This is a genomic window from Campylobacter concisus, from assembly GCF_902460875.1.
In the GTDB taxonomy this organism is placed as follows: Bacteria; Campylobacterota; Campylobacteria; order Campylobacterales; family Campylobacteraceae; genus Campylobacter_A; species Campylobacter_A concisus_AA.
The window spans coordinates 113,325-137,625 of sequence record NZ_CABPVR010000007.1 but is presented as its reverse complement, the minus strand read 5'-3'; the positions used below and the strand labels follow the sequence as shown (position 1 = coordinate 137,625).

Annotated in this window: 24 protein-coding genes and 3 tRNA genes; 8 read left to right on the top strand and 19 right to left on the bottom strand. The window is 39.0% G+C overall.

The window, feature by feature from the left end; genetic code table 11:
* The first annotated feature begins 1 nt into the window (after nt 1).
* Nucleotides 2–1,312, top strand: coding sequence for a 30S ribosomal protein S12 methylthiotransferase RimO (gene rimO, locus F3H01_RS04560; RefSeq protein WP_149724997.1), 1,311 nt, complete (start codon nt 2–4; stop codon nt 1,310–1,312).
* A complete protein-coding gene (tilS, locus tag F3H01_RS04555; protein ID WP_149724996.1) occupies nt 1,309–2,298 on the top strand; it encodes a tRNA lysidine(34) synthetase TilS in 990 nt (329 codons plus the stop codon). The genes rimO and tilS overlap by 4 nt, the downstream gene beginning before the upstream one ends.
* 47 nt (nt 2,299–2,345) lie before the next feature.
* Here the strand turns inward: tilS and F3H01_RS04550 are convergent, their stop codons facing one another.
* Entirely contained in the window at nt 2,346–3,272 is a 927-nt protein-coding gene (locus tag F3H01_RS04550; RefSeq protein WP_072594149.1) for a ribose-phosphate pyrophosphokinase, read from the bottom strand.
* 227 nt (nt 3,273–3,499) lie between these two features.
* Between F3H01_RS04550 and F3H01_RS04545 the strand changes: the two genes are divergently transcribed.
* On the top strand, nt 3,500–3,859 hold the full coding sequence (locus tag F3H01_RS04545; protein WP_087579994.1) for a DUF488 domain-containing protein: 360 nt from the start codon (nt 3,500–3,502) through the stop codon (nt 3,857–3,859).
* A 9-nt stretch (nt 3,860–3,868) separates the two neighbouring features.
* Here F3H01_RS04545 and F3H01_RS04540 read toward each other — a convergent pair whose 3' ends face one another.
* The 14 genes from F3H01_RS04540 to gmhB form a co-directional block, all read right to left on the bottom strand.
* Nucleotides 3,869–4,693 (bottom strand): pyridoxamine kinase, encoded by an 825-nt coding sequence (locus F3H01_RS04540; protein ID WP_149724995.1) that lies wholly within the window; start codon nt 4,691–4,693, stop codon nt 3,869–3,871.
* The gene (locus tag F3H01_RS04535; RefSeq protein WP_149725127.1) at nt 4,694–5,560 is read right to left on the bottom strand and encodes a radical SAM protein; all 867 of its coding nucleotides are present in this window, start codon (nt 5,558–5,560) and stop codon (nt 4,694–4,696) included.
* A gap of 46 nt (nt 5,561–5,606) precedes the next feature.
* Nucleotides 5,607–6,629 carry a uroporphyrinogen decarboxylase gene (hemE, locus tag F3H01_RS04530; protein ID WP_149724994.1) on the bottom strand — a complete coding sequence of 341 codons (1,023 nt, stop codon included), beginning with the start codon at nt 6,627–6,629 and terminating at the stop codon, nt 5,607–5,609.
* A 92-nt stretch (nt 6,630–6,721) separates the two neighbouring features.
* Nucleotides 6,722–7,228 carry a YqhA family protein gene (locus F3H01_RS04525; RefSeq protein ID WP_149724993.1) on the bottom strand — a complete coding sequence of 169 codons (507 nt, stop codon included), beginning with the start codon at nt 7,226–7,228 and terminating at the stop codon, nt 6,722–6,724.
* A 15-nt stretch (nt 7,229–7,243) separates the two neighbouring features.
* Nucleotides 7,244–8,269: an aspartate-semialdehyde dehydrogenase gene (locus F3H01_RS04520; RefSeq protein ID WP_149724992.1), complete on the bottom strand. Its 1,026-nt coding sequence runs from the start codon at nt 8,267–8,269 to the stop codon at nt 7,244–7,246.
* Between the two features lie 48 nt (nt 8,270–8,317).
* Nucleotides 8,318–9,472, bottom strand: a complete 1,155-nt coding sequence (locus F3H01_RS04515) for a sigma-54-dependent transcriptional regulator (protein WP_149724991.1) — start codon at nt 9,470–9,472, stop codon at nt 8,318–8,320.
* A 12-nt stretch (nt 9,473–9,484) separates the two neighbouring features.
* Nucleotides 9,485–9,877 (bottom strand): hypothetical protein, encoded by a 393-nt coding sequence (locus F3H01_RS04510; RefSeq protein ID WP_021083593.1) that lies wholly within the window; start codon nt 9,875–9,877, stop codon nt 9,485–9,487.
* On the bottom strand, nt 9,853–10,353 hold the full coding sequence (locus F3H01_RS04505; RefSeq protein WP_149724990.1) for an LPP20 family lipoprotein: 501 nt from the start codon (nt 10,351–10,353) through the stop codon (nt 9,853–9,855). Before F3H01_RS04505 ends, F3H01_RS04510 begins: the two co-directional genes overlap by 25 nt.
* 45 nt (nt 10,354–10,398) lie before the next feature.
* Nucleotides 10,399–13,020: a DNA gyrase subunit A gene (gene gyrA / locus F3H01_RS04500; protein WP_149724989.1), complete on the bottom strand. Its 2,622-nt coding sequence runs from the start codon at nt 13,018–13,020 to the stop codon at nt 10,399–10,401.
* A gap of 98 nt (nt 13,021–13,118) precedes the next feature.
* Complete coding sequence (locus tag F3H01_RS04495) at nt 13,119–13,514, bottom strand: SseB family protein (protein ID WP_149724988.1); 396 nt, start codon at nt 13,512–13,514, stop codon at nt 13,119–13,121.
* Between the two features lies 1 nt (nt 13,515).
* Nucleotides 13,516–14,085: a D-sedoheptulose 7-phosphate isomerase gene (gene gmhA / locus F3H01_RS04490; protein WP_149724987.1), complete on the bottom strand. Its 570-nt coding sequence runs from the start codon at nt 14,083–14,085 to the stop codon at nt 13,516–13,518.
* A complete protein-coding gene (rfaE1, locus tag F3H01_RS04485; protein WP_149724986.1) occupies nt 14,060–15,478 on the bottom strand; it encodes a D-glycero-beta-D-manno-heptose-7-phosphate kinase in 1,419 nt (472 codons plus the stop codon). Before rfaE1 ends, gmhA begins: the two co-directional genes overlap by 26 nt.
* Nucleotides 15,471–16,460 carry an ADP-glyceromanno-heptose 6-epimerase gene (gene rfaD / locus F3H01_RS04480; RefSeq protein ID WP_149724985.1) on the bottom strand — a complete coding sequence of 330 codons (990 nt, stop codon included), beginning with the start codon at nt 16,458–16,460 and terminating at the stop codon, nt 15,471–15,473. Before rfaD ends, rfaE1 begins: the two co-directional genes overlap by 8 nt.
* Nucleotides 16,457–16,972, bottom strand: coding sequence for a D-glycero-beta-D-manno-heptose 1,7-bisphosphate 7-phosphatase (gmhB, locus tag F3H01_RS04475; RefSeq protein WP_149724984.1), 516 nt, complete (start codon nt 16,970–16,972; stop codon nt 16,457–16,459). Before gmhB ends, rfaD begins: the two co-directional genes overlap by 4 nt.
* Before the next feature lie 91 nt (nt 16,973–17,063).
* Here gmhB and F3H01_RS04470 point away from each other — a divergent pair, with 91 nt between their 5' ends.
* Nucleotides 17,064–17,366 (top strand): c-type cytochrome, encoded by a 303-nt coding sequence (locus F3H01_RS04470; protein WP_087578724.1) that lies wholly within the window; start codon nt 17,064–17,066, stop codon nt 17,364–17,366.
* A gap of 146 nt (nt 17,367–17,512) precedes the next feature.
* The gene (locus F3H01_RS04465; protein WP_410470354.1) at nt 17,513–17,944 is read left to right on the top strand and encodes a tyrosine-type recombinase/integrase; all 432 of its coding nucleotides are present in this window, start codon (nt 17,513–17,515) and stop codon (nt 17,942–17,944) included.
* Nucleotides 17,945–17,972: 28 nt separating this feature from the next.
* Here F3H01_RS04465 and F3H01_RS04460 read toward each other — a convergent pair.
* The 4 genes from F3H01_RS04460 to F3H01_RS04445 all read right to left on the bottom strand — a co-directional run bounded on the left by F3H01_RS04460 (nt 17,973) and on the right by F3H01_RS04445 (nt 22,796).
* Nucleotides 17,973–18,047: transfer RNA gene (locus tag F3H01_RS04460), tRNA-Met, on the bottom strand.
* Nucleotides 18,048–18,073: 26 nt separating this feature from the next.
* Nucleotides 18,074–18,148 (bottom strand) — tRNA-Gln (locus tag F3H01_RS04455).
* 107 nt (nt 18,149–18,255) lie between these two features.
* Nucleotides 18,256–20,334 (bottom strand): FtsK/SpoIIIE family DNA translocase, encoded by a 2,079-nt coding sequence (locus F3H01_RS04450; protein ID WP_410470353.1) that lies wholly within the window; start codon nt 20,332–20,334, stop codon nt 18,256–18,258.
* A 143-nt stretch (nt 20,335–20,477) separates the two neighbouring features.
* Nucleotides 20,478–22,796: a flagellin N-terminal helical domain-containing protein gene (locus F3H01_RS04445; RefSeq protein ID WP_149724981.1), complete on the bottom strand. Its 2,319-nt coding sequence runs from the start codon at nt 22,794–22,796 to the stop codon at nt 20,478–20,480.
* A gap of 138 nt (nt 22,797–22,934) precedes the next feature.
* On the opposite strand from F3H01_RS04445, the gene F3H01_RS04440 reads away from it, so the two are divergent.
* The 3 genes from F3H01_RS04440 (at nt 22,935) to F3H01_RS04430 (ending at nt 24,263) form a co-directional block, all read left to right on the top strand.
* On the top strand, nt 22,935–23,681 hold the full coding sequence (locus F3H01_RS04440; protein WP_149724980.1) for a YaaA family protein: 747 nt from the start codon (nt 22,935–22,937) through the stop codon (nt 23,679–23,681).
* Between the two features lie 124 nt (nt 23,682–23,805).
* Nucleotides 23,806–24,108: an HU family DNA-binding protein gene (locus F3H01_RS04435; RefSeq protein WP_012001719.1), complete on the top strand. Its 303-nt coding sequence runs from the start codon at nt 23,806–23,808 to the stop codon at nt 24,106–24,108.
* Nucleotides 24,109–24,176: 68 nt separating this feature from the next.
* Nucleotides 24,177–24,263 (top strand) — tRNA-Leu (locus tag F3H01_RS04430).
* Nucleotides 24,264–24,301 lie beyond the last annotated feature (38 nt).

Sequence of the window (24,301 nt, the reverse complement as noted above, 5' to 3'; positions counted from 1 at the left end):
AATGCCAAAACTTCACTTAATTTCACTTGGCTGTAACAAAAATTTAGTTGATTCAGAGATCATGCTAGGACGCTTGCAAAGCTACGATATCACGGATGATATCAGTGACGCAGACGTCATCATCGTAAATACCTGCGGCTTTATCAAATCCGCCAAAGAAGAGAGCATACAAACCATCCTTGAGATGCACGAAGCTCGTAAAAATGGCTCTTTGCTAGTCGTGACTGGCTGTCTTATGCAGCGATACAAAGATGAGCTAATCAAAGAGCTACCAGAGGTCGATCTCTTTACCGGCGTGGCTGATTATGACAAGATCGATGAGATCATCTTGAAAAAGCAAAATTTATTTAGCCCAGATACCTATCTGCAAGCAAACGAAGAGCGCGTGATAACTGGCTCAAACTACCACGCCTACATCAAAATTTCAGAGGGCTGCAACCAAAAGTGCAGCTTTTGCGCGATACCGACATTTAAAGGCAAGCTAAACTCACGCTCGCTTGAAAACATCGTAAATGAGGTCAAAAATCTAGTTAAAAAAGGCTACTACGACTTTAGCTTTTTATCCCAAGACTCAAGCTCATATATGCGCGATCATGGCGTTAGCGACGGACTAATAAATTTAATAGACGAGATAGAAAAGATAAAAGGCGTAAGAAGCGCTAGGATACTTTACCTCTACCCAAGTACGACCAGCAAAGAGCTAATAGAGCGTATCATCGCCTCGCCTATCTTTCACAACTACTTTGACATGCCCATCCAGCACATCAGCGAAAATATGCTAAAGATAATGAAGCGTGGAAGTGGCACTAAAAAGATAAAAGAGCTTTTAAATTTGATGAGAAATGCCAAAAATTCATTCTTACGAACTGGCGTCATCGTGGGACACCCAGGCGAGAGCGAGGAGGATTTTGATGAGCTTTGCGAGTTTTTAGAGGAGTTTAAATTTGATAGAATTTCCGCCTTTGCCTACTCAAAAGAAGAGGACACAGCCTCTTTTGAAATGGAGCAAATCTCAGCTAAAATCATCTCAAAAAGACTAAGCAAGATAGAAAAGATCACTAAAAAAGCGATAAATGAGAGCTTGCAAAAAGAGCTTGGCAAGCAAATTTACGCATCGCTTGAGGGCATTAGCAGCGAGGGCGAGATGTTTTACGCTGCCAAAAAAGATATCTGGGACAAAGATATAGACGGCGAAATTTTAATAAACGAAAGCGACGTAAAAGAGCTTGAGATCGGCTCACTCTACCTTTGTGAGGTCAGCGACGTGGTTGATCAAAAACTAGTCGCTACCATCGTCAAAAAAGCAAAATGATAAGCCAAAATGTGCTTGGTAGGCTAAGCGCAGGCGCAAACCTGCTAGCCTTCTCGCACGGCGTCGATAGCACCGCACTTTTTTACATTTTAGAAGAAGCTGGGGTCAAATTTGACCTAGCGATGGTTGATTACAATGTTCGAGAGCAAAGTAAAAGCGAGATAAAAAGTGCAAAAGAGCTCGCAGATAAATTTGGTAAAAAAATTTATACCAAAAGCGTTTTTTTAGATAAGTCAAATTTTGAAAAAAATGCGCGCGAGGAAAGATATGAGTTTTTTGGAGAAATTTGCCAAAAATTTGGCTATGAAAATTTGATCCTAGCGCACCAGTTTGACGATAAATTTGAGTGGTTTTTGATGCAGCTTGGCAAGGGCGCTGGGCTAAAAGAGCTCTTTGGCATGAGCGATCTTGAAAAAAGAAAGCACTTTTGGTTAGTTAGGCCACTTTTAAATTTGCGCAAAAAAGAGCTTCAAAACTATCTTGATGTGAGAAATTTACGCTATTTTATTGATGAGACAAATTTAAAAGGCGAGTTAAAAAGAAGCTTTATTCGGCTAAATTTTAGTGAGCCATTTTTGGATAGATATTTTAGTGGCGTACAAAAGAGCTTTGAGTTTTTAGAAGCCGATAGACAAATTTTAATGCCAAATATCACAAAAATAAGTGATGAAATTTTTATCATAAAAAATGATAGTAATGCGATACGAGGCGTTGATATGGCGGCAAAAGAGCTAAACGTACTTCTAAGTAAAGCTCAAAAAGATGAGCTAAATGCAAATTTAGCAAAGCAAACAAGCGTGGTGCTAAGCGGCAAGATCGCTGTCGGATACGCAGACACTTGCCTTTTAGTAACTCCATTTTGCAAAGCCATAATGCCAAAAATTTTTAAAGAGAAGGCTAGAATTTTAAAAATTCCAGCTATAAATAGAGGCTATCTTTTTGCTATAAATTTTGATTTATCAAAATTAGATTCTAATAAATATTGAAAGATTTGGCTTTTGCCTGAAACGCTAAAAACAAAAGCCAAAATCAATTAAAATAAGCTATTTACGCTTTCATTGTGATATACACGGCGTATCACTTCGCCAAACAATGAAGCTGCACTTAGCACTTTTATACAAGGTAGCTCCTCTGCTAGTGGGATCGTATCTGTTACCACCAACTCATCCAAAAAGCCTAGTCTTAGCCTATCGTAAGCTGGCCCACTAAGGACTGGATGCGTGCAAAATGCCATAACGCTAGTTGCGCCACGCTCTTTAAAAATTTCAGCTGCTTTTACGATCGTGCCAGCCGTATCGATCATATCATCAACTAAAATCACATCTTTACCATTTACGTCGCCGATTATATTCATCACTTCGCTCTCGTTTGCTTTTTCACGGCGCTTATCTACGATAACCATGTCAAGATTTAGATTTTTAGCCAAGGCTCTAGCACGAGCAACGCCACCTACATCAGGGCTTGCAACGATTGGATTTGGTAAATTTTTAGCTCTTACGTAGTCATTAAAAATAATACTTCCATAAAGGTTATCAACCGGAATATCAAAAAATCCTTGAATTTGTCCTGCGTGAAGGTCCATAGTGACGACTCTATCGATACCTGCTGTTTGCATCATGTTTGCCACTAGTTTTGCAGTGATCGGCACTCTAGGAGCTGCTTTTCTATCTTGTCTAGCATAGCCAAAATACGGCACAATCGCTGTTATAGAGCTTGCACTGCTACGTCTTAAAGCATCAGTTAAGATAAGTAGTTCCATTAAATTTGTATTTGTCGGTGCACATGTTGGCTGAATGACAAAAACATCTTTTCCGCGCACGCTCTCGCCGATTTGCACGCTGATCTCTCCATCGCTAAATCTTTTTATACTTGCCTCGCTAAGAGGAAGTGAAAGATATTGCGAAATTTTCTTTGAAAGCTCAATATTAGCCGTTCCTGAGAAAATTTTATAGCCTCTCATAATGATAACCTTTTTGGTGATTTTTATGTTGGGATTTTATCGAAACGAGCTTTAATTTAAATTTATTCTTTTTAGGACTATTTTCTAGCCCTAGTTTAATTCTTGTCGCCACAATCAAAATTTTAAGCTTTGATTTTACAAACCTTAAAATTTAAACAAGTATAAAAAATATAAGATAACTAAGAATATTTTTTTATTTATAAACATTATAGGACTACAATCACAACATGTTTAAAGCTTATAGAATTTATGATTTTATCAAAGATGATAGTTTGGATATGAAGGCGGCTTTTGTTGATAGACTCTATCCAAGAGGCATAAGAAAAGAGATATTTTCAAATTTCCTTTGGCTAAAGGATATCACACCAAGCACTGCTTTAAGAGAGTGGTTTCATGAAGATAGAGAAGCTAGATTTGATGAGTTTTGTGAGAAATTTGAGCTCGAGCTTGATAATGAAAAAGCGCAATCTTGCTTTAAAATGCTAAAGAAACTAGAAAAAGAGCATGGCGATATAGCACTTCTAACAGCTAGCAAAGATATAAATCTTTGCCATATCGTTGTGTTATTAAAAATTTTAAATAAGTAGTTTGCCAGCCTATTTTGCAAGAGTGCCAAGTATCTTTTCAAACTGCACACCATACCATGTGCGGCTCTTATCTTTTAGCGTGATTTTAATGCTGCTAAGCACAAAGTTTGCTGCCTTTTTGATGGCATTTTGCATGCTTTCGCCATTTACTAGCGAGCCAAAAAGCACAGAAGCAAATATATCTCCAGTCCCACTCGTGTGAAATGGCAAAAATTCGTGAAAATACTCTACTTTCTCTTTTGTCTTTGCATCGTAAGCTATGATGCCACATTCATTTTGCTTGTATCTAATGCCCTTTAGCACAATCTTTCTAACTCCAAAGCTAGCCAAGCTTTCAAGCAACTCTAAAATATAATCTTGCGTATAGTCACTGCCTAAAAACGGCATCCCGCACATAAAGCTTGCCTCTGTTATATTTGGCGTGATGACGTGAGCCTTTGAGCAAAGCTCACGCATTTTCATAACAAATTTTTCATCAAATCCGTGATAGAGCTTGCCATTGTCGCCCATGCAAGGATCTACAAGTATTAGTGGAGCAGAGTCATTAAACTCATTAAAAATTTTCTCTATCAGCTCAAGCTGGCTAAAGCTGCCTAAAAATCCAGTATAAATTCCATCAAATGCGATATTTTCTTCGTGCCATACTTGTGTTATCGCGTCAAATTCATCAGTCAGATCACGAAATGTGAAATTTTTAAAGCCGGTGTGAGTCGAAAGCAGCGCAGTAGGCAAAATACACGCTTCAATGCCTTGTGCGCTGATTACCGGAAGTGCGACAGTAAGGGAACATTTGCCAACGCACGAGATGTCTTGTATTGTAAGGATTCTTTTCATTTATGCTCTTAGTTTGTAAAATTTTACTCCAGCAACATCGGATAAATAAACCACATCATCTTGTAAAAATTTTGCCAGAGTTTGCTTTGAAGAGTCAGAAAAATTTTCTTCAACATTTGCGATAGTTTGCGGACGACGTCTTAGCATTTCTAGAATTTCATCCTCACTAAAGTTATACTTTTGCTCTATTTTGTGAGCTTTAGCTATATTAACCGGTACGCCACTTATCTGCTTGGCTAGCTCCTCTAGCTTTTTAGCGTCTAAACCCTTTACATTGTAAGCTGGTGGGCGATCTATCGTGCCAATATCCACTCGGTGTGGAGCTATCTCATTTATCGCAGCATTGAGTGCTATAAATTCCTCTTCTTTGTCGTTAAATCCAGCCACGACCAAAATTTCAAGCACAAGCTCGCCAGCAAATTCCTTGCGAAATTTAGCCATTGCTTTTATAAGTTCATTTACTTCTATGCCACTTTTGTTGCGGTCTATCTTTTTAAATGTGCTTTGTACCGCGCTATCAAGGCTAAATTTCACTATATCAAGCCCATTTAGCGCTTCACAAATTTTTGGATCACACACGCCTGAGCCATTACTCAAAATAAGTGTTTTTGCGCTACCTTTTAGCTCATTTACTTTTGCTATCAGTTCTTTTAAGTATGGGTAAAGAGTTGGTTCGCCATTTGCCGTAAGTGTGATGACGTCGATATTTTGATGAGTTTTTAAAGCCTCTTTTAAAGCACTTATGATCTCATCAACACTTGGCGGATTTTCTATTGTTTCAACAGTCTTTGCACCACTTAACTCACAATAAACACAGTCAAAATTACATGATTTTTGCTTTGGGCTTAGATCGATGCCTAGGCTCATGCCAAAACGGCGAGAATTTATCGGTCCAAAGACGATGCAAGGCTTATTACCTTGCACTTTTTGTCTGAACCTGTTTTATGAAATATTTTGCATTTTCAACTGGCACATCTGGTAAGATTCCGTGACCTAGATTAAAGATATGTGGAGCACCTTTCATTGTATCTAAAATTTTATCAATGCCTTCATCTATCGCTTTTTTGCTATAAAGTCTAGTTGGCTCCATATTGCCTTGAAGGACGTATTTTGGACTTAGTTTTTCTTTTGCTAGCTCGATCGGCGTACTCCAGTCAACGCCAAAAACATCAAATTTACCTGAAATTTTATCCAGATAGCCGCTTATTCCTTTTGGGAAAACGATGACTGGGATTTCTGGAAATTCAGCCTTGACACTATCAACTATTTTATTAATGTAGTTAAATCCAAACTCAAAATATGCCTGCTCTTCAAGCGCAGCTGCCCAGCTGTCAAAAATTTGTACCGCATTTACACCAGCTTTTATCTGCTCTTTGACATAGAGGATGAGAGCTTGCGTCACTTTTTCTAAAATTTGATGTAAAAATTCTGGATTTTGATAGAGCATCTTTTTGCAGACCGCATAAGTTTTAGTGCCACCGCCTTCTATCATATATGTAGCTATCGTCCAAGGTGCGCCACAAAAGCCAATGAGCGCCTTATCTTTGGTTAAATTTTCTCTTGTAAGTTTGATCGTATCATAGACGTATGCTAAATTCTTAGTCGATTTTTCGATACTTAGTGCGTCAAGTGCGGCTTTATCACGCAAAGGCTCTGTAAAAACTGGTCCCTCGCCCTTTTCAAAACGTAGATCCATGCCCATTTCAAGAGGCACGACCAAGATATCGCTAAATAAAATAGCCGCATCAACGCCAAGAATTTCAACTGGTTGAAGCGTGACTTCACTAGCCTTTTTGTAGTCTTTGCAAAGTGATAAAAAATCCCCTGCTTTAGCTCTTACATCCATATACTCAGGCAAATATCTACCAGCTTGGCGCATCATCCAAACAGGCGTATAAGGGGTAGGTTTTTTAAGACAAGCGTCTATAAAAATCATTAAATTTCCTTTAAATTTTTAAATGGATATTATCTAAAAATAGCTAAAGAAAAGATGTAGGAGAAATTTTAAGCGTAAAAACGCTTAAAATTTTAGTGATCTCCCTTGTGAAGGAAGTAAAGTCCAAGGCAAAGTGCAAGGATAGAAGCCGCAAGATAGGCCATCTCAAGCGGAGTTGTGAAGTTTGCGTGAAGCACTCTTTGGAAGAAATTTACGATTAAAACCATGACGATCACTTTGCCAAGCTTGTCTTTTAGCTCATCAAGCGAATGCACTTCAAGCACTTTGCTCTGCTTTGACTGCTTTAGCTGTATGATCTCTGAGATGAAAAGCTCGTAAATTCCGAAGCTAAATATATAAAGAACAAGCGCCATCAAGTATAGATCGATCGCTCCAACGATCTCGCCAACGACTTCTGAGTGGAAATTTTCAACGTGAAAATCTGCAGCAAAAAAATATTTATAAATCTCTAAAAGTACCTTGCCGACGTCGTAACTTGCTATGATAAAAAGTACGATCGCACCTAAAAGTCCAAAAACTACTGGAAAAAGTGTAAAGCTGTTGCTAGCAAGCAAAATTTTTTCAAATATCTTACGCAATAAAATCCTTTTTAATTACTCTTGCATCGCGATCCACTTTTGTGCGATCCTGACAGCATTTGTTGCAGCCCCTACGCGGATCTGATCGGCACTGCACCATAGATGAAGCACATTAGGTCTATAATTATCAACTCTGATCCTACCGACATAAGTCTCATTTGTATCACTTGAAATGATAGGCATCGGATACTCTTTATTTGCTGGATTATCGACCACAACGACGCTTGGAGCTTTGCTTAAAATTTCTCTTGCTGCATCTGCGCTCACACCTTTATCAAAGTGGATAGTGATCGCCTCTGAGTGGCTTCTAAGCACTGGCACACGCACACAGGTAGCGCTAACTTCTATATCTTTGTGAAGGATCTTTTGCGTTTCATTAACCATTTTCATCTCTTCTTTTGTATAGTCATTGTCCAAAAAGACGTCGATGTGAGGGATCACGTTTAGCGCTAGGCGGTGTGCAAATACCTTTGGATCGCACTCATCAAGCTTAAACTCAAAGAATTTTTGCATCTGAACGACAAGCTCTTCCATGCCCTCTTTGCCAGCACCGCTTGCTGCTTGGTATGTAGAAACATCGACTCTATTGATACTAAAAGCGTCGTTTAGTGGTTTTAAAATTTGCACCATTTGTATAGTCGAGCAGTTTGGATTTGCGATGATGCCGCGGTTTTTCCACATAGCAATGTCGCTTGGATTGCACTCTGGCACAACAAGAGGGATATCTTTATCCATCCTAAAATGGCTAGTGTTATCGATGACTACTGCGCCGCTGTCAGCTGCAAATTTGGCAAATTTCTCTGAAACTGAGCCGCCTGCACTAAAAAATGCGATATCGATCTCGTGCTCGCTAAAAACTTTTTCAGTAAGCTCTTTTACTTTGTAGTGTTTACCTTTAAATTCTATCTCGCTGCCAGCACTTTTGGCACTTGCAAGTGGCAAAAGCTCACCAACTGGAAAATCAACCTCTTCCATCACTCTAAAAAGCTCTTCGCCAACCGCTCCTGTAGCACCCACGACCGCTACGTTAAATTTTCTCATCTGCTCTCCTTATTTTTTTAATTTTCGTAATTTTACTTAAATTTATGGCTATTTTTTGCTTCTGGCTTGTAAAAATAGATCATTTGGCAAAATTTCATCGCCCTCGCTTAGTATCGCCGCTCTTTGTACGACTGAGATAAGCTCTCTTATATTGCCTGGGTAGTCGTAGCCTAAAAGCTCCTCTTTAGCCGCTTTTGAGAAATTTTTAGCCTCAAAGCCATACTCTTTGCAACATTTTTCCAAAGTATCCTGCGCGATAGGTAAAATTTCATCTTTTCGCTCACGAAGTGGCGGGATGAAAAGCGGGATCGTGTTTAGGCGGTAGAAAAGATCCTCTCTAAATCTACCCTCCCTCATAGCAAGCTCTAAATTTGCATTTGTAGCGCAGATGATGCGAACATCTATCTTTTCGCTCTTTGTAGCACCAAGCCGAGTAATCTCACGCTCTTGAAGCACACGAAGCAGCTTTGGTTGTAAATTTATGGGCATCTCGCCGATCTCATCTAAAAATAGCGTTCCACCATTTGCTAGCTCAAACTGCCCTTTTTTGGTAGTTGCAGCGTCAGTAAATGCGCCCTTTTCAAAGCCAAAAAGCTCACTTTCTATCAAATTTTCAGGGATCGCAGCCATATTTAAAGCAACAAATACAGCATCTTTTCTAGGTGAGTTTGCGTGGATAAATTTAGCAAAGACCTCCTTGCCAACGCCGCTTTCGCCACTAAGCATTATTGAAGCGTCAGTCCTTGCGGCTTTTAGCGCGATATTTAGCGTAGTTTCAAGCGCCTTTGAAGTGGCTAAAAAGCCGTTATTTTCGCTTTTTGTTTCTATTTTTTTTATAGTTTTTGGAGTTTTTTGCTTAAGAAGCTCGACCCTTTTTATCGCTTCATATAGCGTTGAGACGTCAAATGGCTTGGTTAAAAAGTCCTTGACGCCGAGCCTAACACTTTCGATCGCCTTATTAAGTGTGGCGTTTCCAGTCATTATGATGACGTCAAATTTGCCGTTTAACTCTTTAATGAACTCAAGTCCGTCCATCTTTGGCATGTTTATGTCGGTGATTATTAGATCAGTGTCGTCGCTTAGCTTTTTTAGAGCCTCAACTGCGCTCTTGTAACTCTTGATGTTTAGCTCTTCATACTCGCCAAGTGCGATCTCAAGCGACTTTCGCATATTGATGTCATCTTCTACTATGACGATATTCATTTGATCTCTTTTTTATTGAAGTGTGCCGATGATAGCGGATTTTGGCTTAAATTCCACCATAAATCTAACTGGCAAAATTTTCAAATTTGAAGCGTTTGTGACCTGTGCATTTTTGACATTAAGCTCATTTTTTATCATCACTTTTTTTAAAGCAAAGCAGTCAAAAATTTCATCTTTGTGTAAATTTAAAAAGCCAAGAGTTGTGGTATTTTCATCTTTAAAAGCATCTATCTGGCAAAGAAATTTTGGTTTTGGATTTAGTGTTAAAGTCATCGCCTTTGAAAATGAAATTTCTTCAAAGGCAACTATTTGATTTTTCGTATCGACCTTCGCCCAGAAGATAAACTCCTCCAGGCAAAAGGCGAAATTTAAAAGTATCGTTAGTAAGAAAAGACTTCTCGCCACTTATCTTCGTCTATCTTAAGCTCCATATTTACCTTATAAAGCCCGTCTTTGAAATTTTCATTCACGATCCTTGCGTTTTTGACAAGACCTTGAACCTTTGAAGTGATAGATGAGTCATTTAGCATCGCGTCTCTTACGGTGTCTTCAGCGTTGATCTTTACGCCATAAAGCTTGCCTGCAAGCTGCGAATAAGCATCAGCCATCGCCGCTCTTTTCGCAAGTGTAACAGACTGAGCGTATGAGAGCGAATTTAGTGGGGCTATGCCCTCGCCTGTAGCTCTAAAAGTGGTCTCTCTTGGAGCGCTATCATATATCATCTTCTCTTTTTTCATCACCTCTCTAAGATCGTCTTTATCGACCTTTTGGATGACTACGTTGCGGTTTGATGTGTTAGTTGGCTCGCCCATAAAGCCATTAAATGAGCAACCGCCAAATAAAGCTACCATCAAAGTAAAAGATAAAATTTTAACCTTCATAAACAACCTTTTTTATGCTTTTATTTAAAAATTTAATAGCAAAATTTATTCCAAAAGCCCCATATCTTCGCTTGGTGCTTCATCCTCGTCCTCGCCATCATCTGCCTTAGGGCATCTTGCGATACTTACAACATCATCGCCATCGACATTTACGACGATCACGCCGCTTGTATTACGTCCTGCTTTGCGGATGCTTTGCATATCAACTCTTATCATCTTGCCGCTTGATGTTAGAGCCATTAGATCTTGCTCTTCATCAACCATCACAACGCCCACAAGATCGCCTGTTCTGCTTGTTAATTTCATGCAGATGACGCCTTTACCGCCGCGGTTTGTCAAGCGATACTCATCAGCGGTTGTGCGCTTGCCGATACCTTTTTGAGATATGCTTAAAATTTCTTGATCATTGCTTTCGATGACAGCTGCGCCCACAACCTCATCGCCTGGCTCTTTAAATTTAATGCCAGTTACGCCGCGTGCAGTTCTGCCCATTTGGCGAACCTTGCTGATCTTAAATTTAAGGCACATACCCTTTTTAGTAACGACAAATAGCATTGTCTCATCGCCTGAGTTTGCGTCCTCTTCGGCATTTACATTATCTTCGTCGATCTCGTTTTGAAGCTCTTCAACTTCAAGCACCTCTGTCTCTACGCTTAGCTCATTTTCTGGGTCAGTCACTGGCATATCATCGTATGTCTGAGCGATGAGCGCAGTTACTAGCTCGTCGTTCTCATCGAGGCTTATAGCTCTTACGCCAACTGAGCGGATGTTTTTAAACTCACTTAAATTTGTGCGTTTTACGATGCCGTTTTTAGTAAAGAACGCTAGCGATTTGCTCTCATCAAAGTCAGTCGTTGGGATGATCGCTTTGATCTTCTCATCAGGCTGCAACTGGATCAAATTTACAACTGCTTTGCCCTTTGCCGTGCGGCTTCCCTCTGGGATCTTATAGACTTTTAGCCAGTAGAGCTGCCCGCGGTCAGTCACAAACATAAGCGTGTCGTGGGTATTTGAAGTAAAGAAGCTCTCTATAAAGTCATCATCGTATGTAGTGACCGCTACTTTGCCCTTGCCACCGCGTTTTTGCTTCTCGTACTGCTTGCTTGGCACACGCTTGATGTAGCCGCGGTGAGTTATGGTTACGACCATATTTTCATTTGGTATGAGGTCTTCGATGTCGATATCATCGTAGTCATCAACGATCTCAGTCACTCTTGGTACTTTAAATTTATTTTTGATCTCAAGAAGCTCTTCTTTGATCAAATTTTCAAGCAATATCTCGCTCTTTAAAATTTCATCAAGTCTTGCGATCTCAGCCATAAGCTCGGCTAGCTCAGCCTCTAGTTTTTCTCTCTCTATGCCTGTAAGCTTGCTTAGACGCATATCAAGGATAGCATTTGCTTGAAGCTCTGAGAGGTTAAATTTACTCATCAAGCCTTCTCTAGCAACCGCCGTATCAGCACTATTTCTAATAAGCTCGATCACCTCATCTATGTTATCAAGTGCGATCTTTAGACCCTCTAAGATGTGGGCTCTTGCACGCGCTTTTTCAAGCTCAAATATCGTTCTTCTAATGATGACCGTTTTTCTGTGATTTAAAAACAGCTTAAGTAGCTCAATAAGGTTAAATACCTTTGGCTCTTTGTTATTAATAGCAAGCATAATAACGCCAAAAGTGCTCTCCATCGTGGTTGATTTAAAAAGATTGTTTAGCACGATGTCACTCATAGCGTCACGTTTTAGCTCGATGACGACGCGGATGCCGTCTTTGTCAGACTCATCTCTAACCTCGCTGATGCCATCTATCTGCTTATCTTTTACAAGCTCAGCGATCTGCTCGATAAGTCTAGCTTTGTTTGTTTGATATGGTAGCTCATCAATGACGATGACATCTTTGTTTGGCTTTTTTTCTATGTGAGTTTTGGCTCTTAGTTTGACCCTGCCACGACCTGTGCGGTAAGCCTCTATGATGCCCTTTTTACCAAAGATGATACCGCCAGTTGGGAAGTCTGGACCTTTTATAAATTCCATCACCTCTTCAAGTGTCGCCTCTTTGTTTTCAAGAAGCAGCAAAAGACCGTCTATCAGCTCATCAAGGCTGTGTGGCGGGATATTTGTCGCCATACCAACAGCGATACCGCTTGAGCCGTTTAATAATAAATTTGGCACACGGCTTGGAAGTACATCTGGTTCGACCTCTCTATCGTCATAGTTTGGCACAAAATCAACCGTGTCTTTGTCGATATCTTTTAAAAGCTCTTCGGTAAGCATTGTCATTCTAGCTTCAGTATAACGCATCGCAGCTGCGCTGTCGCCGTCTATTGAGCCAAAGTTTCCTTGTCCGTCAACAACTGGATAACGCATAGAAAATTTCTGAGCCATGCGAACGAGTGCGTCATAAACCGCCGTGTCGCCATGTGGGTGGTACTTACCAATGACTTCACCGACGATACGAGCTGACTTCATATAAGCACTTCTGCTGCCAACGCCGAGATTGTCCATAGCGTATAAAATTCTTCTGTGAACTGGCTTTAGTCCGTCTCTAGCGTCAGGCAAAGCACGTCCGACGATAACGCTCATGGAGTAGTCAAGATAGCTAGTTTTTATAGACTCTTCGATATCAACAGATGCAATATCTTGAGTTAATTCAAGTAGATTGTCTTTCATTTTTTTCCTTAAATTTAGCTTGGCTGATTTTAGCTTAAAATTAATAAAAACTTGCTAAATAGCAAATCAGCGACTTTGGCAATAGTGCGATAAAAATTTTAGTCTAAAATTTTTACTATCTGCTCTTTTTTAAGAATAAAATCATAGCTAAAAGCATCAACCACGATTCCAGCGTAACTACTCTCTTTTAGCATCGCAAGATACTCTTTTAGCCCTATCTCAATGCTTTCTTGCTCGCTGTCGTTTCGCCAAAGCTTCATCGCCTCTTTGCTAGTAAATGCTGGAAAATAGCTAAGCTTCTCGCTCTCATCTTCAAGCAGGATAAATTTGATATTTGAGCCCTCTTCTTCATAAACCACACCACCATCAGGCTTTGCAAGTGCTTGGTTTAAAAGCACCGGAGCGAAAAAACTAGCCTTTTTCAAAGCCGATATCAAATTTACCTCATTTTGTTGGTTAGGATCTTCTAAAAATTTATCCATAGCTTCTTGCATTTTAGCCCCTAAAAGCCTCGTCTACGGCCTGGCAAATCGTGTGGATAAAAAAGATATGTGACTCTTGAATTCTTGCCGTATCGCTTGAGCTAACGACTAAATTTAGATCGCATCCTTCATTCATCGCGCCGCCACCTTTGCCGCTAAGTCCAAGCACTGATGCGCCCATTTTCTTGGCACTTTTTATAGCTTCAAGGACGTTTTTGCTGTTGCCACTAGTTGAGATCGCCACGAGCAAGTCGCCTGGCTGAGCTAAGGCCTCAAACTGGCGTGAAAAAACATAGTCAAAGCCGTAGTCGTTGCCAATAGCCGTAAGTGCCGAAGTATCAGTAGTTAGCGCGATACCAGGAAGTGGTTGGCGCTCGCTTTTATATCTGCCAGTTAGCTCTGCTGCAAAGTGTTGAGCGTCCGCCGCAGAGCCGCCGTTACCACATATCAGCACCTTTTTGCCATTTTTTAGCGTATCAGCCACCATCTGGCAAGCGCGCTCTAAGCTGTCAAGTAAATTTACATGCTCGCTAAAGGTCTTTTGGTGAGCCTTGAGCTCATTTTTTATCATCGTTTTTAGCATCTTTTATCCTTTTTATTATCCCTGTTGTGCTTTTGCCCTCGACAAAGTCGATCAGCCTGACCTCTTTTACGATCTCGCTACCGACGACCTCTTTGTCTTTATAATCAGCCCCTTTTACAAGCACGTCTGGCTTTATCTTTGTTATCAAATTTAATGGTGTATCCTCATCAAAAATCACGACATAATCGACAAATCCAAGCCCACTTAGCACGCATGCTCTATCATCTTGCGAGTTTATGGGCCTTGTCTCGCCTTTTAGCCTCTTAACTGAAGCGTCTGAGTTTAGTCCAACAACCAAAAGATCGCCAAGCTCTCTTGCGCGCGCTAGGTATTTTACGTGCCCAGCGTGCAAGATATCAAAGCAGCCATTTGTGAAAACAACCTTTTTTTTATCCTTTTGACTCAAAATTTCTTCTAACTCTTCAACAGTTTTAAGCTTATGCTCGAAATTTGCCCCAAATGAGCTATTTAGCAGCTGCTCGATTTCGCTAAAGCTAGCCGTTGCGCTACCAATCTTGGCCACTACGACGGCTGCTGCGAGGTTTGCTATCTTTATCGCCTCTTTTATGTCAGCCCCAGTTGCTAGCATGTAGCCAAGTGTGGCAAGCACCGTATCTCCAGCGCCAGTGACATCAAAGACCTCTTTTGCTTTAGCGGCAAAGATGTGCAATTTGTCATCATATAGCGCGATACCCTCTTCTGAGATTGTGATGATCGAATAGGTCAAATTTAGCTCATCTTTTAGCTGTTTTATCGCCTTTTCAAGCTCGGCCTTATCTTTTATCTTTAAATTTGTAGCCTCACTCGCCTCTTTTTTATTTGGTGTTAGAAGGGTTGCGTTTTTGTATTTTGAGTAGTCGCTACCTTTTGGATCGATAAGCACTGGGATATTTAGTCTCACGCACTCGTTTATGATCTCTTGGCAGACCTTTTCGCTAAGCACGCCTTTACCGTAGTCGCTTAACAAGACGGCCTTGAAATTTGCAAGATTTTCTTTGACTTTTAAGACGAGCTCATCTTCTAAATTTATCTTGACAACGCTCTCTTTATCAATCCTGACAACTTGCTGGTGGGATGCCATAATACGGCTTTTTATCGAGCTTTCACGCCCTTTTTCGGTAAGGATTAGCTCATCTTTTACATTTAGCTCAGCAAGCTTCTCTTTTATCTTTTTGCCGGCCTCGTCATCTCCTAGGACGCTAGCCACACTCACATTTGCGCCAAGAGAGAGTAAATTTCTCACCACGTTGCCAGCGCCACCAAGCGTGTAGGTTTCGTTATTTATCTTTACTACCTGCACTGGCGCTTCTGGCGAGATACGGTCGCAGCTACCCCAGATATAGTGGTCCAACATGAGATCGCCAACGACTAAAATTTTAACTCTCTTAGCCATTTATCTCTTCCTTGTAAATTCTCTTTATTTCTGGCAAGTAGTCTTTTATCGCCTCTTCCAGGCTCCAAGTCGCGCTAAAGCCAAATGCCTCGCGAGCTGGGGCGACATCGGCCTCTGTATGAAACTGATATGAGCCGATAAATGGGTTTTTGATATATTCGTTGCCTAAATTTACGCCGATCTCGCGCTGTAAGATGTCAGCGATATCTTGAAAACTTCTGGCCTTGCCAGTAGCTGCGTTATAGACGCCACTTGGCGCGTCAAGTGCTTTTATGTTTGCATCAATGATATCTTTTATATAGACGAAATCTCTTTTGATCTGGTCGCTGCCTTCAAAAAGTCTTGGGGTCTTGCCAGCTAAAATTTGCAGGCCAAACTGAAGCACCATCGAGGCAGTTTTATTTTTGAAAAACTCACCCTTGCCAAAGACGTTAAAATACCTCAGTCCAACCACGCTTACACCGCGTTTTGCGTAAATTTTATTGATATTATCCATGCTTAGCTTGCTAAAGCCATAAACGTTATTTGGTGCTTCACACTCGCCAACTGTTTGTGGACTCTTTGCGTTGCCATAAGTGGCACCTGAGCTTGCGTAGATCATCTTTGCGCCTAAACTCTCGCAGATATCAAGCAAATTTACAAAGGCGTTTACATTTGTTTTGATAAGCTCGTCTTGCTCTTTTACAGTCGTATCTGAGATCGCTGCCTCGTGGTAGATGACGTCTGGACGAAAGCTCTTTATCTTTTCAAGTGTGCTAGGATCGTTGATGTCACCAGCGTAAATTTCACCCTTAAATCCAAGTAAATTTTTAAAATGACCAAAGCTTTTTAGGTTGCCATTGCTAAATGTCTCGTCGTTTCTAAATTTATCCACGACAAGCACGTGAGCGTCCTTGTAATTTTCATCAAAATAATGCGCTAAGGCTGAGCCGATAAAGCCAGCGCCACCAGCTATAACTATCTTTTTGTCATTTAAATTCATAGTGATTTTTCCTTTTTTAGCTTATTTAAAACATCTCTTACATCTTTAAAATTTATGCCATCAAGCAAGAAATTTCTACCAACACCTGCTCTTTTGCCAGCCTCGACGTCGCTTGGCTTATCGCCTATCATTAGCGAGTTTTTAAGGTCTATGTTAAACTCTTTGCAAGCATCAAGTATCATTTTTGGATTTGGTTTTCTACAAGCGCAATCCGCCTCTGGGGCATGTGGGCAAAAATAGACTTTGGTGATAAGAATTTGCTCTTTTTTGAAAATTTCTAGCATAAATTTGTTTAGAGCATCAAACTGCTCCTGCGTGTAGTAGCCTCTTCCGATACCTGATTGATTTGTCACGACAAAGAGTTTATAGCCAGCCCCAGCAAATTCTCTTAACGCATCAAAAATGCCATCGATAAATTTAAAGTCTTTTATCTCGTAAACATATCCAGCATCTTCGTTTATTACGCCGTCTCGATCCAGAAAAAGTGCTTTAATAGGCTCATTTTTATTCATTTGGTGATTATAGCCAAAATATTTTAACTAGCTTCTTGCGAATTTACCTTTTTGTACTATAATGCACAAACTTTTTTACAAAGGATGAAAAATGAAAAAATTACTAATTGTTTCTAGCGTTGCAGCTCTACTTTCAACTGCTGCCTTTGCTGCAGATGGTGCTGCTATCTACAAAAAATGCATCGCCTGTCATGGTGCAAAAGCCGAAAAAGTCTTTAATAATAAAGTTCCAGCTTTAACATCTCTTGATGCAGCAGCTATCGAAGAGGCACTAAAAGGTTATAAAACAGGAGCAAATAAATTTGGTCTTGGCGCTATGATGAAACCAATCGCTACTCCAATGAGCGACGAAGATGCAAAAGCAGTAGCTGAATACATCCAAACTTTAAAATAATAATTAGGGGCATTCGCCCCTCCTGCATTTTTAAATTTATACTAATAATCCATAAAATAATACTAGGTGAGAATTTCTCTTTTTATATTTAAAAGTTATGAAACCTATTTTTACTAATCTTTCTTTTTACATATTAAAACAAAACTATTCTAGTCTTCAAAGCCATAAAACAACGCTTAGAGATAGCTAAGAGCGTAAGTAAAATAGAGGCACGCAAACTCTTTACTGAAACGAAAGACGACCAAGTGCTTCGTATGGCTTACTACTGGGTATCTCAAGGTGCTTATGATAACTGCAAAGACCTACCATTAAACAAGTGCCCTATAACTCATCTAAACCACGATACAGCAAATCGTATGTGGTGGGCTGTAAGAAACCATCTAGGATATAAGGGAAATGATAGCACTCACGGACTATATGTATTACGCCATACAGTAGCTTCTAGGTTAGTGAGTTTGAAGGGATTTAATGCTCATAAATTAATGAAATTTATGGGTCACAAGGATATTAAGAGTAGTTTGCACTATGTCCATCTAAATGTTGATGATATACGTGATGGCACAGGGGTTGGCGTTTAGTTTTTAGATGATAAAGATATGAGGCATTTGGTTGCGGAGGACGGATTTGAACCGCCGACCTTCGGGTTATGAGCCCGACGAGCTACCACTGCTCTACTCCGCGATAAGTATTATTTTGGATTTAAAAAGTGGATGGGGTAAGAGGATTCGAACCTCTGAATGACTGGACCAAAACCAGTTGCCTTACCGCTTGGCGATACCCCAATGTTTTTAAGAGTTGTAATTATATAGATTTTAATGTGCTTTGTCAAGACTTTTTAGAATTTTAATAAAAATTAAAATTCTAAAATTAAAGCAATTTATGACTTTAGCTATAAAATTTCCCTTTGTCCTTTTGCATTCACTGGGCTTAAAACACCCATTTTTTCCATTTGCTCTATTATGTTTGCAGCTTTGTTGTAACCTATTTTTAAACGTCTTTGCAGATAACTTATCGACGTCTTTTGCTCACTTAAAATGATCTCTTTGGCCTCTTCATAAAGCTCATCAAGCTCATCTTCTCCTAGAGTACCAGCGGCTACACTTCCGCTTGTGCCCTCTTCTATTAAGAATTTCTCATCATAAACTACGTCTTGTTGCTCTTTTAAGAAATTTACAATCGTTTCTATCTCTTTTTCGCTAGCAAATGGCGCATGCAGTCTTATCACACCAGGACTTCCTGGAGGTGTAAATAACATATCTCCTCGTCCAAGCAAGCTCTCAGCTCCCATTTGATCAAGAATGACCTTACTATCGATCCTCTGCCCTACTCTATAACTTATCCTACTTGGTAAATTTGCCTTTATAAGGCCAGTCACGACATCAACGCTTGGGCGCTGGGTTGCCACTATCAAGTGTATACCGCTAGCTCTTGCCATCTGTGCTAAGCGTCCAATATAAAGCTCCACATCCTTGCCACTAGTCATCATCAGATCAGCAAGCTCGTCTATGATCACAACGATATACGGGAACTGCTCGCCACCCTCCTCTTTCATCTTTTCATTGTAGCTCTCTATATTTTTTGTGCGAGTTTGGCTCATTATCTTATATCTTCGCTCCATCTCAGCGACCATATTGGCAAGTGCAGTGATCGCTTTTTTAGCCTCTGTGATGACCGGTGTCAAAAGGTGCGGAATATCGTTATATATGCTAAATTCAAGCATTTTTGGATCGATCATCATTAGACGCAAAGTTTGCGGACTATTTCTATAAAGCAGGCTTAAAAGCATCGCGTTTATACCCACACTTTTGCCAGATCCCGTCGTTCCAGCGATTAACAAATGAGGTAGTTTTTTAAGGTCTGTTACAAAAGGAGCACCAACGATATCTTTGCCAAGCGCCATAGTTAGCGGACTACTTGCATTTTTAAAGACTTCGCTCTCTAAAATTTCTTTTAGATAGATTGTTTCTAAATTTTGATTTGGCACCTCGATGCCTACGACATCTTTGCCGGGAATCGGCGCTTGGATACGGATCGTTTGAGCCTTTAGTGCCATCGCTAGGTCATCTTGAAGTGTTAAAATTTTACTTACCTTGATATGTGGAGCTGGACGAAACTCAAATGTCGTGACGATAGGCCCAGTATAAGTTCTAACCACATCGCCGTCTATTTTAAACTTACGGAGTTTATCAAGCAAATTAGAAATTTGTTGATCGATTTCCGTTTCATTTACACTATGTGAGCGTTTTGGTGGATCGTTTAAAAATTTAAGCGGTGGCAAGACAAAATTCTTTGGCTTTTCCACATTTCCTCGCTCTATTTGATCAAGCAACTTCTTGTTTTCAGCCACTTCGTTTAAAATTTCAACTCCGTTTATAGTTGAGGCCCTACTCTCTTTTTCTGGCTCAGGCTCTAGCTCTTCATCTAAATTCTGCTCATCATCATTTAGTACCTGAGCTTCTATAAGCTCTTCTTCTTTTATATCATTATTCTTTTGTCTTTTGCGTTCGATTTTTGGAAGTTGTTTTTGTTTTAACTCTTTTAAATTTCTCTCTTCATGGACTTTTATCTCTTTATCTACAAAAGCCTTTCTTAAAACAATTATAAAATTTTCTCTAAAAGCAAGCCCAAGTGAGATAATAAACATCATAAGTATAGCAACCGCAGTGCCAATAGAGCCGATCACCTCTTTTAAAGCACTAACTATAAAATTCCCAATTATGCCGCCATTTGCACTTGAAGCACTCAAGGCTTGAAACATCAAAAAAGCTATAAAAAAGAGAAAAATTCCTACCAAAAACTGAGCAAAATCAAAGTCAAATTTCTTAAAATTTTTATAGACAAAATAGCCCAAAATGATCAATAAAAATGGATAAACATACGCAATAAGTCCAAAATATTTGATATTTAAAATACCAAGGCTTTGTCCAAGCGAGCCTACAAAATCAGCAGTAGGAGCAGCTGTTGCTATACCAAAATATACAAAAATACAAACAAAAATTGTAAATAAGATATGTCGTAAAATTTTAGATCCTTTATAAAAAAGGCTTATTATAGCACGCCTGAGTTTAATTTTAAAAAATCAGCAAGCTAGGTGGCCTGCTGATTTAAATTTTAATTTAAATAATTTAGCAAGCTTAGTTGATTTATCTTTGCGCTTGCTTGTAGGGTTGCTTGATAAGACAGTGAAAGCTGCGTAAATTTCAGATATGACTCCGCATAGTCTGCGTCAATTACATCATTTTTAACAGTTAGCACATTCACTTTCATTACTTCGGCTCGCTCTTTTGTAGCGGTTAAAAGTCTTGATTGAGAGCCGATCTTTGTAAGCTCTTTATTTGCATGATCTATTAAATGATCAAGCCTTTGTAATGCGCCTTGCATGCCGGTATTTCGTGGATCATTGCTATTTGCGTCAGCTCTATAATATCCCTTTCTAACAGCTTCAATCATATTATCAAGGTCTTGAAAAACGCTCGTACTTGGCTCATCAATAGTTAAAGCATTATTTTCATTAAAGCTAAAAACAGAGCCTTTTCCTTGAGCGTGTCCAGCATTGCCGGCTGTATCTCTGCCGGTGCTATCCCCATCAAATTTATCGCTATTTTTTGCATCATACATAGTTACTTCTATGTTTGTTACTGATTTTGTCTTGTCAGTTAAAACCATTCTGCCACGATCGTCTAAAGTTGTCTCTACTGCACCTCTTGTTTTGTCAATAGCCTCCTTATAGGCATCATGGTTTCGCTTTCTATCTACTTTTTCTGCGTCTGTATCAAAATTCGCATTTTCTGGACCAACAGGTGGGTTAGGTATATTGTCGCTTGCTGCCATCGCGACGATATCCATTAGCTGGCGATATGTAAAATCGCTAGCATATGTTCTATACTCACCAAATTCATCTGAGTTATAAACTGATAAAGTTCTAGGTCCTGTAACCGTACCAGCAGCTGTTGTTGATTTTATTTCAAACTGCACTGGAGTATTTGTACCCCCTGCTGTACCCATTTTTACCTTTATGTCATATTTTGTACCAGTGATTGACTTTACTTGTAAATTTATCTCTTGGTTGTCGATATTAAAAAGCTCTCTCTTTCTAGCGTCAACATCTTTTGGATATAAATTTCTATCGTAGCTCTCTTTTGTGCCAGAGACTTCACTTAGCTTTGTCTGATCTGTTGCATATTCGCCCGTTCTTCTAGCTACTTGAGATAAATTTGCGATTAGCTCATTATCTTTTCTTTCAAATCTAACCTTATCATAGTCAAATGCATTTGTCGCATTTCCATCTTTATCGGTATATTTGCTCTTTACAAACTCGGTGATATGAACCTTTTTTGGAACGTTATTTGCCCTAGTCTCAAGATCTTCAAGAGAATTTACCGCATCAAGTTCGTTGTTTTGAGCGATTGCACCGCGATTTGGTGCTACCGATGTGGCTGCAACCATATGAAAGTCAATAGTTTGATTACCTTTAGTAAGATCTTTTATATTAAATTGTCCATCGTTATTTATGCTCACATCAACAACTTTTGTTGTTTTTGTATTGCCAAATTCCATACCGATTTTTTCCATAAGCCCAGCCATTGTTGTATTTGCACTCATCTTAAATTTGCTAGTAAATGTCGTGCCGTCTGGCTTTTTGCCTTGCATGAAAAAATATGTATCTGGAAAATTTACATTTGAATTATCTAAAAAATCATAATCCGGATTTATTGTTCCATTGTAAGAGCCGTCACTTCTAACCACTGAATCACTAGCGTAATTTAGCCCGATCATATTTTTTATCTTGCTGTTATCGTTTAGAAATTTTGGCGCATAGGCGATGTCGGTTCTAGTTTGATCAGCTAAACGAACATTTGTAGTCAAAATTTTACTGTAATCGCCATCTTTTCCTAAAAATAGATCATATCCTGGGATATTATAAGGAAGCTCAACCTGAGCACCAGCTGATGTTTTCATATAATCACGGTTGCCTTGATACTTTCCTGCACCATCTATTGGCTTTGTATCAACAGCGCTTCCAGAAAACAAAAACTGCCCATTGACCGAAGTATTTGCAATATTTACAAGGTGATTTTTTATGCCTTGAAGATCATTTGCCAAAGCCTCTAGTGATGTCTTACTATGCACGCTGCTAGCTGCTTGGACTACTTTTGTCTTAAAATTTTCAAGCTGTTTTTCAAACTCTTGCAATGCATTATCTGTATTTTTTGAGAAATTTACAGATTTACCAGTGGCATCAACTACTTGAGTGAGAGTAGTTGCTTCATAATCAAGCCTCATCGCATCATTATAAGTTGCAGCGCCATCGTATGGATCTTGAATTTTCAAACCATTTGAGAGCTGCTTGTAGCTTTTATTTACACCAGTCATATTTTTTTGGTAGTCATGTAAAGTCTGACTAAAACGTAGTTGGTTTGTTATTCTCATAATTTTTTCCTAAATTTTTATTCACTCTAAGCAAAAATGATTCCGCTTGTTTTTATATCGGTAAAAATTTGATTTTTTTTAGCATAAAAAGTTTATTGTATAATCCAACAAATTTTATATATAAAATAGGTAAGAAAAATGGCATTAAAAATTCTCTTTTCTCCAAGCGAAAGTAAAATTTCTCTAAATACGAATAATAAATTTAATGGTAAGAATTTGATATTTCCAGAACTTTTTGACAAAAGAGTTGAAATTTTAAACAGATATGATGAGTTTTTAAAAAACGCAAATTTAGACGAGATAAAAAAGCTTTTTGGGCTAAAAGAGCTTGAAGAGAGCAAGCAGTTGCGAGAAAGCCTATCTCAAAAAGGCAGTATAAAAGCTATTTTAAGGTATGATGGAGTGGCTTATAAACATCTAAACTATCGTGGTTTAGGCAATGAGGCACAAAAATATATAGATAATAATGTTTTAATATTTTCAAATTTATTTGGGCCTATCTTAGCAAAAGATGAGATACCAGAGTACAAACTAAAGCAAGGTGAAAAGCTAGATGGCTTTGAAATTTCAAAATTTTATGAAAAAAATTTTAGTAAAGCGGTTGATGATTTTTTGCAAAATGATGAAATTTTAGACCTTAGAGCTAAGTTTTATGAAAAAATTTACACTATAAAAAAAGAATACATAGCTTTTTGCTTTATAAAAAATAAAAAAATAGTGAGTCATCACGCAAAAGCATATAGAGGCGAAGTCTTGCGCCAGATAGCAAATAAACTTATAAAAAATAAAGATGAGCTAATGAGCTTAAATTTTAAAAATTTAAGGCTTATTGATATGAAAAAGATTGGTTTAAGGACCGAGCTTATGTTTGAAATTTGCGAGTAAATTTTTAAAAAAATTGTATTTTTTGTTAAAAAAATGTAAAAAAGAGCTAAATTTAGGGAAAAAGTATTGTATTTTTTTTTAAAAGAGTGTAATATAGCCACATAACTTCTTAAAAGGATGGTTCATGAAAAAAGCTGAATTTATTCAAGCTGTTGCCGATAAGGCTGGTCTTTCAAAAAAAGATACTCTAAAAGTTGTTGATGCTACTTTGGAGACAATCCAAGCAGTTCTTGAAAAAGGCGATACAATTAGCTTTATAGGCTTTGGTACTTTTGGTACTGCTGACAGAGCTGCAAGAAAAGCTAGAGTTCCTGGAACTAAAAAAGTTATCGATGTTCCTGCTAGTAAAGCAGTTAAATTCAAAGTTGGCAAAAAACTTAAAGAAGCAGTTGCTGCTGGTGCTGCTAAAAAAGGTAAAAAGAAATAATTTCTTTTTAGGGGAGCAAGTCTCCCCTTTTTCCTCTCACACAAAAATTAACTTTCAATCTTACTTTAGCCCGAGTGGTGAAACTGGTAGACGCGCCAGACTCAAAATCTGGTAAGGGCAACCTTGTGTCGGTTCGAGTCCGACCTCGGGCACCATTATACGCCTAAATACTTTATAAATTTATCCGATATTA

Bases quoted from the DNA above. Each gene is read 5' to 3' on its own strand.
- gmhA (WP_149724987.1), bottom strand. From the start codon at position 14,085: ATGCTAAAAACGATGATAAAAAATGAGCTCAAGGCTCACCAAAAGACC.
- F3H01_RS04535 (WP_149725127.1), bottom strand. From the start codon at position 5,560: ATGAGCCTAGGCATCGATCTAAGCCCAAAGCAAAAATCATGTAATTTT.
- gyrA (WP_149724989.1), bottom strand. From the start codon at position 13,020: ATGAAAGACAATCTACTTGAATTAACTCAAGATATTGCATCTGTTGAT.
- F3H01_RS04470 (WP_087578724.1), top strand. From the start codon at position 17,064: ATGAAAAAATTACTAATTGTTTCTAGCGTTGCAGCTCTACTTTCAACT.
- F3H01_RS04540 (WP_149724995.1), bottom strand. From the start codon at position 4,693: ATGAAAAGAATCCTTACAATACAAGACATCTCGTGCGTTGGCAAATGT.
- rfaE1 (WP_149724986.1), bottom strand. From the start codon at position 15,478: ATGGCTAAGAGAGTTAAAATTTTAGTCGTTGGCGATCTCATGTTGGAC.
- F3H01_RS04495 (WP_149724988.1), bottom strand. From the start codon at position 13,514: ATGCAAGAAGCTATGGATAAATTTTTAGAAGATCCTAACCAACAAAAT.
- F3H01_RS04440 (WP_149724980.1), top strand. From the start codon at position 22,935: ATGGCATTAAAAATTCTCTTTTCTCCAAGCGAAAGTAAAATTTCTCTA.
- hemE (WP_149724994.1), bottom strand. From the start codon at position 6,629: ATGATTTTTATAGACGCTTGTCTTAAAAAACCTACCCCTTATACGCCT.
- F3H01_RS04445 (WP_149724981.1), bottom strand. From the start codon at position 22,796: ATGAGAATAACAAACCAACTACGTTTTAGTCAGACTTTACATGACTAC.
- F3H01_RS04520 (WP_149724992.1), bottom strand. From the start codon at position 8,269: ATGAGAAAATTTAACGTAGCGGTCGTGGGTGCTACAGGAGCGGTTGGC.
- rimO (WP_149724997.1), top strand. From the start codon at position 2: ATGCCAAAACTTCACTTAATTTCACTTGGCTGTAACAAAAATTTAGTT.
- gmhB (WP_149724984.1), bottom strand. From the start codon at position 16,972: ATGAATAAAAATGAGCCTATTAAAGCACTTTTTCTGGATCGAGACGGC.
- F3H01_RS04505 (WP_149724990.1), bottom strand. From the start codon at position 10,353: ATGAAGGTTAAAATTTTATCTTTTACTTTGATGGTAGCTTTATTTGGC.
- F3H01_RS04550 (WP_072594149.1), bottom strand. From the start codon at position 3,272: ATGAGAGGCTATAAAATTTTCTCAGGAACGGCTAATATTGAGCTTTCA.
- F3H01_RS04435 (WP_012001719.1), top strand. From the start codon at position 23,806: ATGAAAAAAGCTGAATTTATTCAAGCTGTTGCCGATAAGGCTGGTCTT.
- rfaD (WP_149724985.1), bottom strand. From the start codon at position 16,460: ATGAATTTAAATGACAAAAAGATAGTTATAGCTGGTGGCGCTGGCTTT.
- tilS (WP_149724996.1), top strand. From the start codon at position 1,309: ATGATAAGCCAAAATGTGCTTGGTAGGCTAAGCGCAGGCGCAAACCTG.
- F3H01_RS04515 (WP_149724991.1), bottom strand. From the start codon at position 9,472: ATGAATATCGTCATAGTAGAAGATGACATCAATATGCGAAAGTCGCTT.
- F3H01_RS04545 (WP_087579994.1), top strand. From the start codon at position 3,500: ATGTTTAAAGCTTATAGAATTTATGATTTTATCAAAGATGATAGTTTG.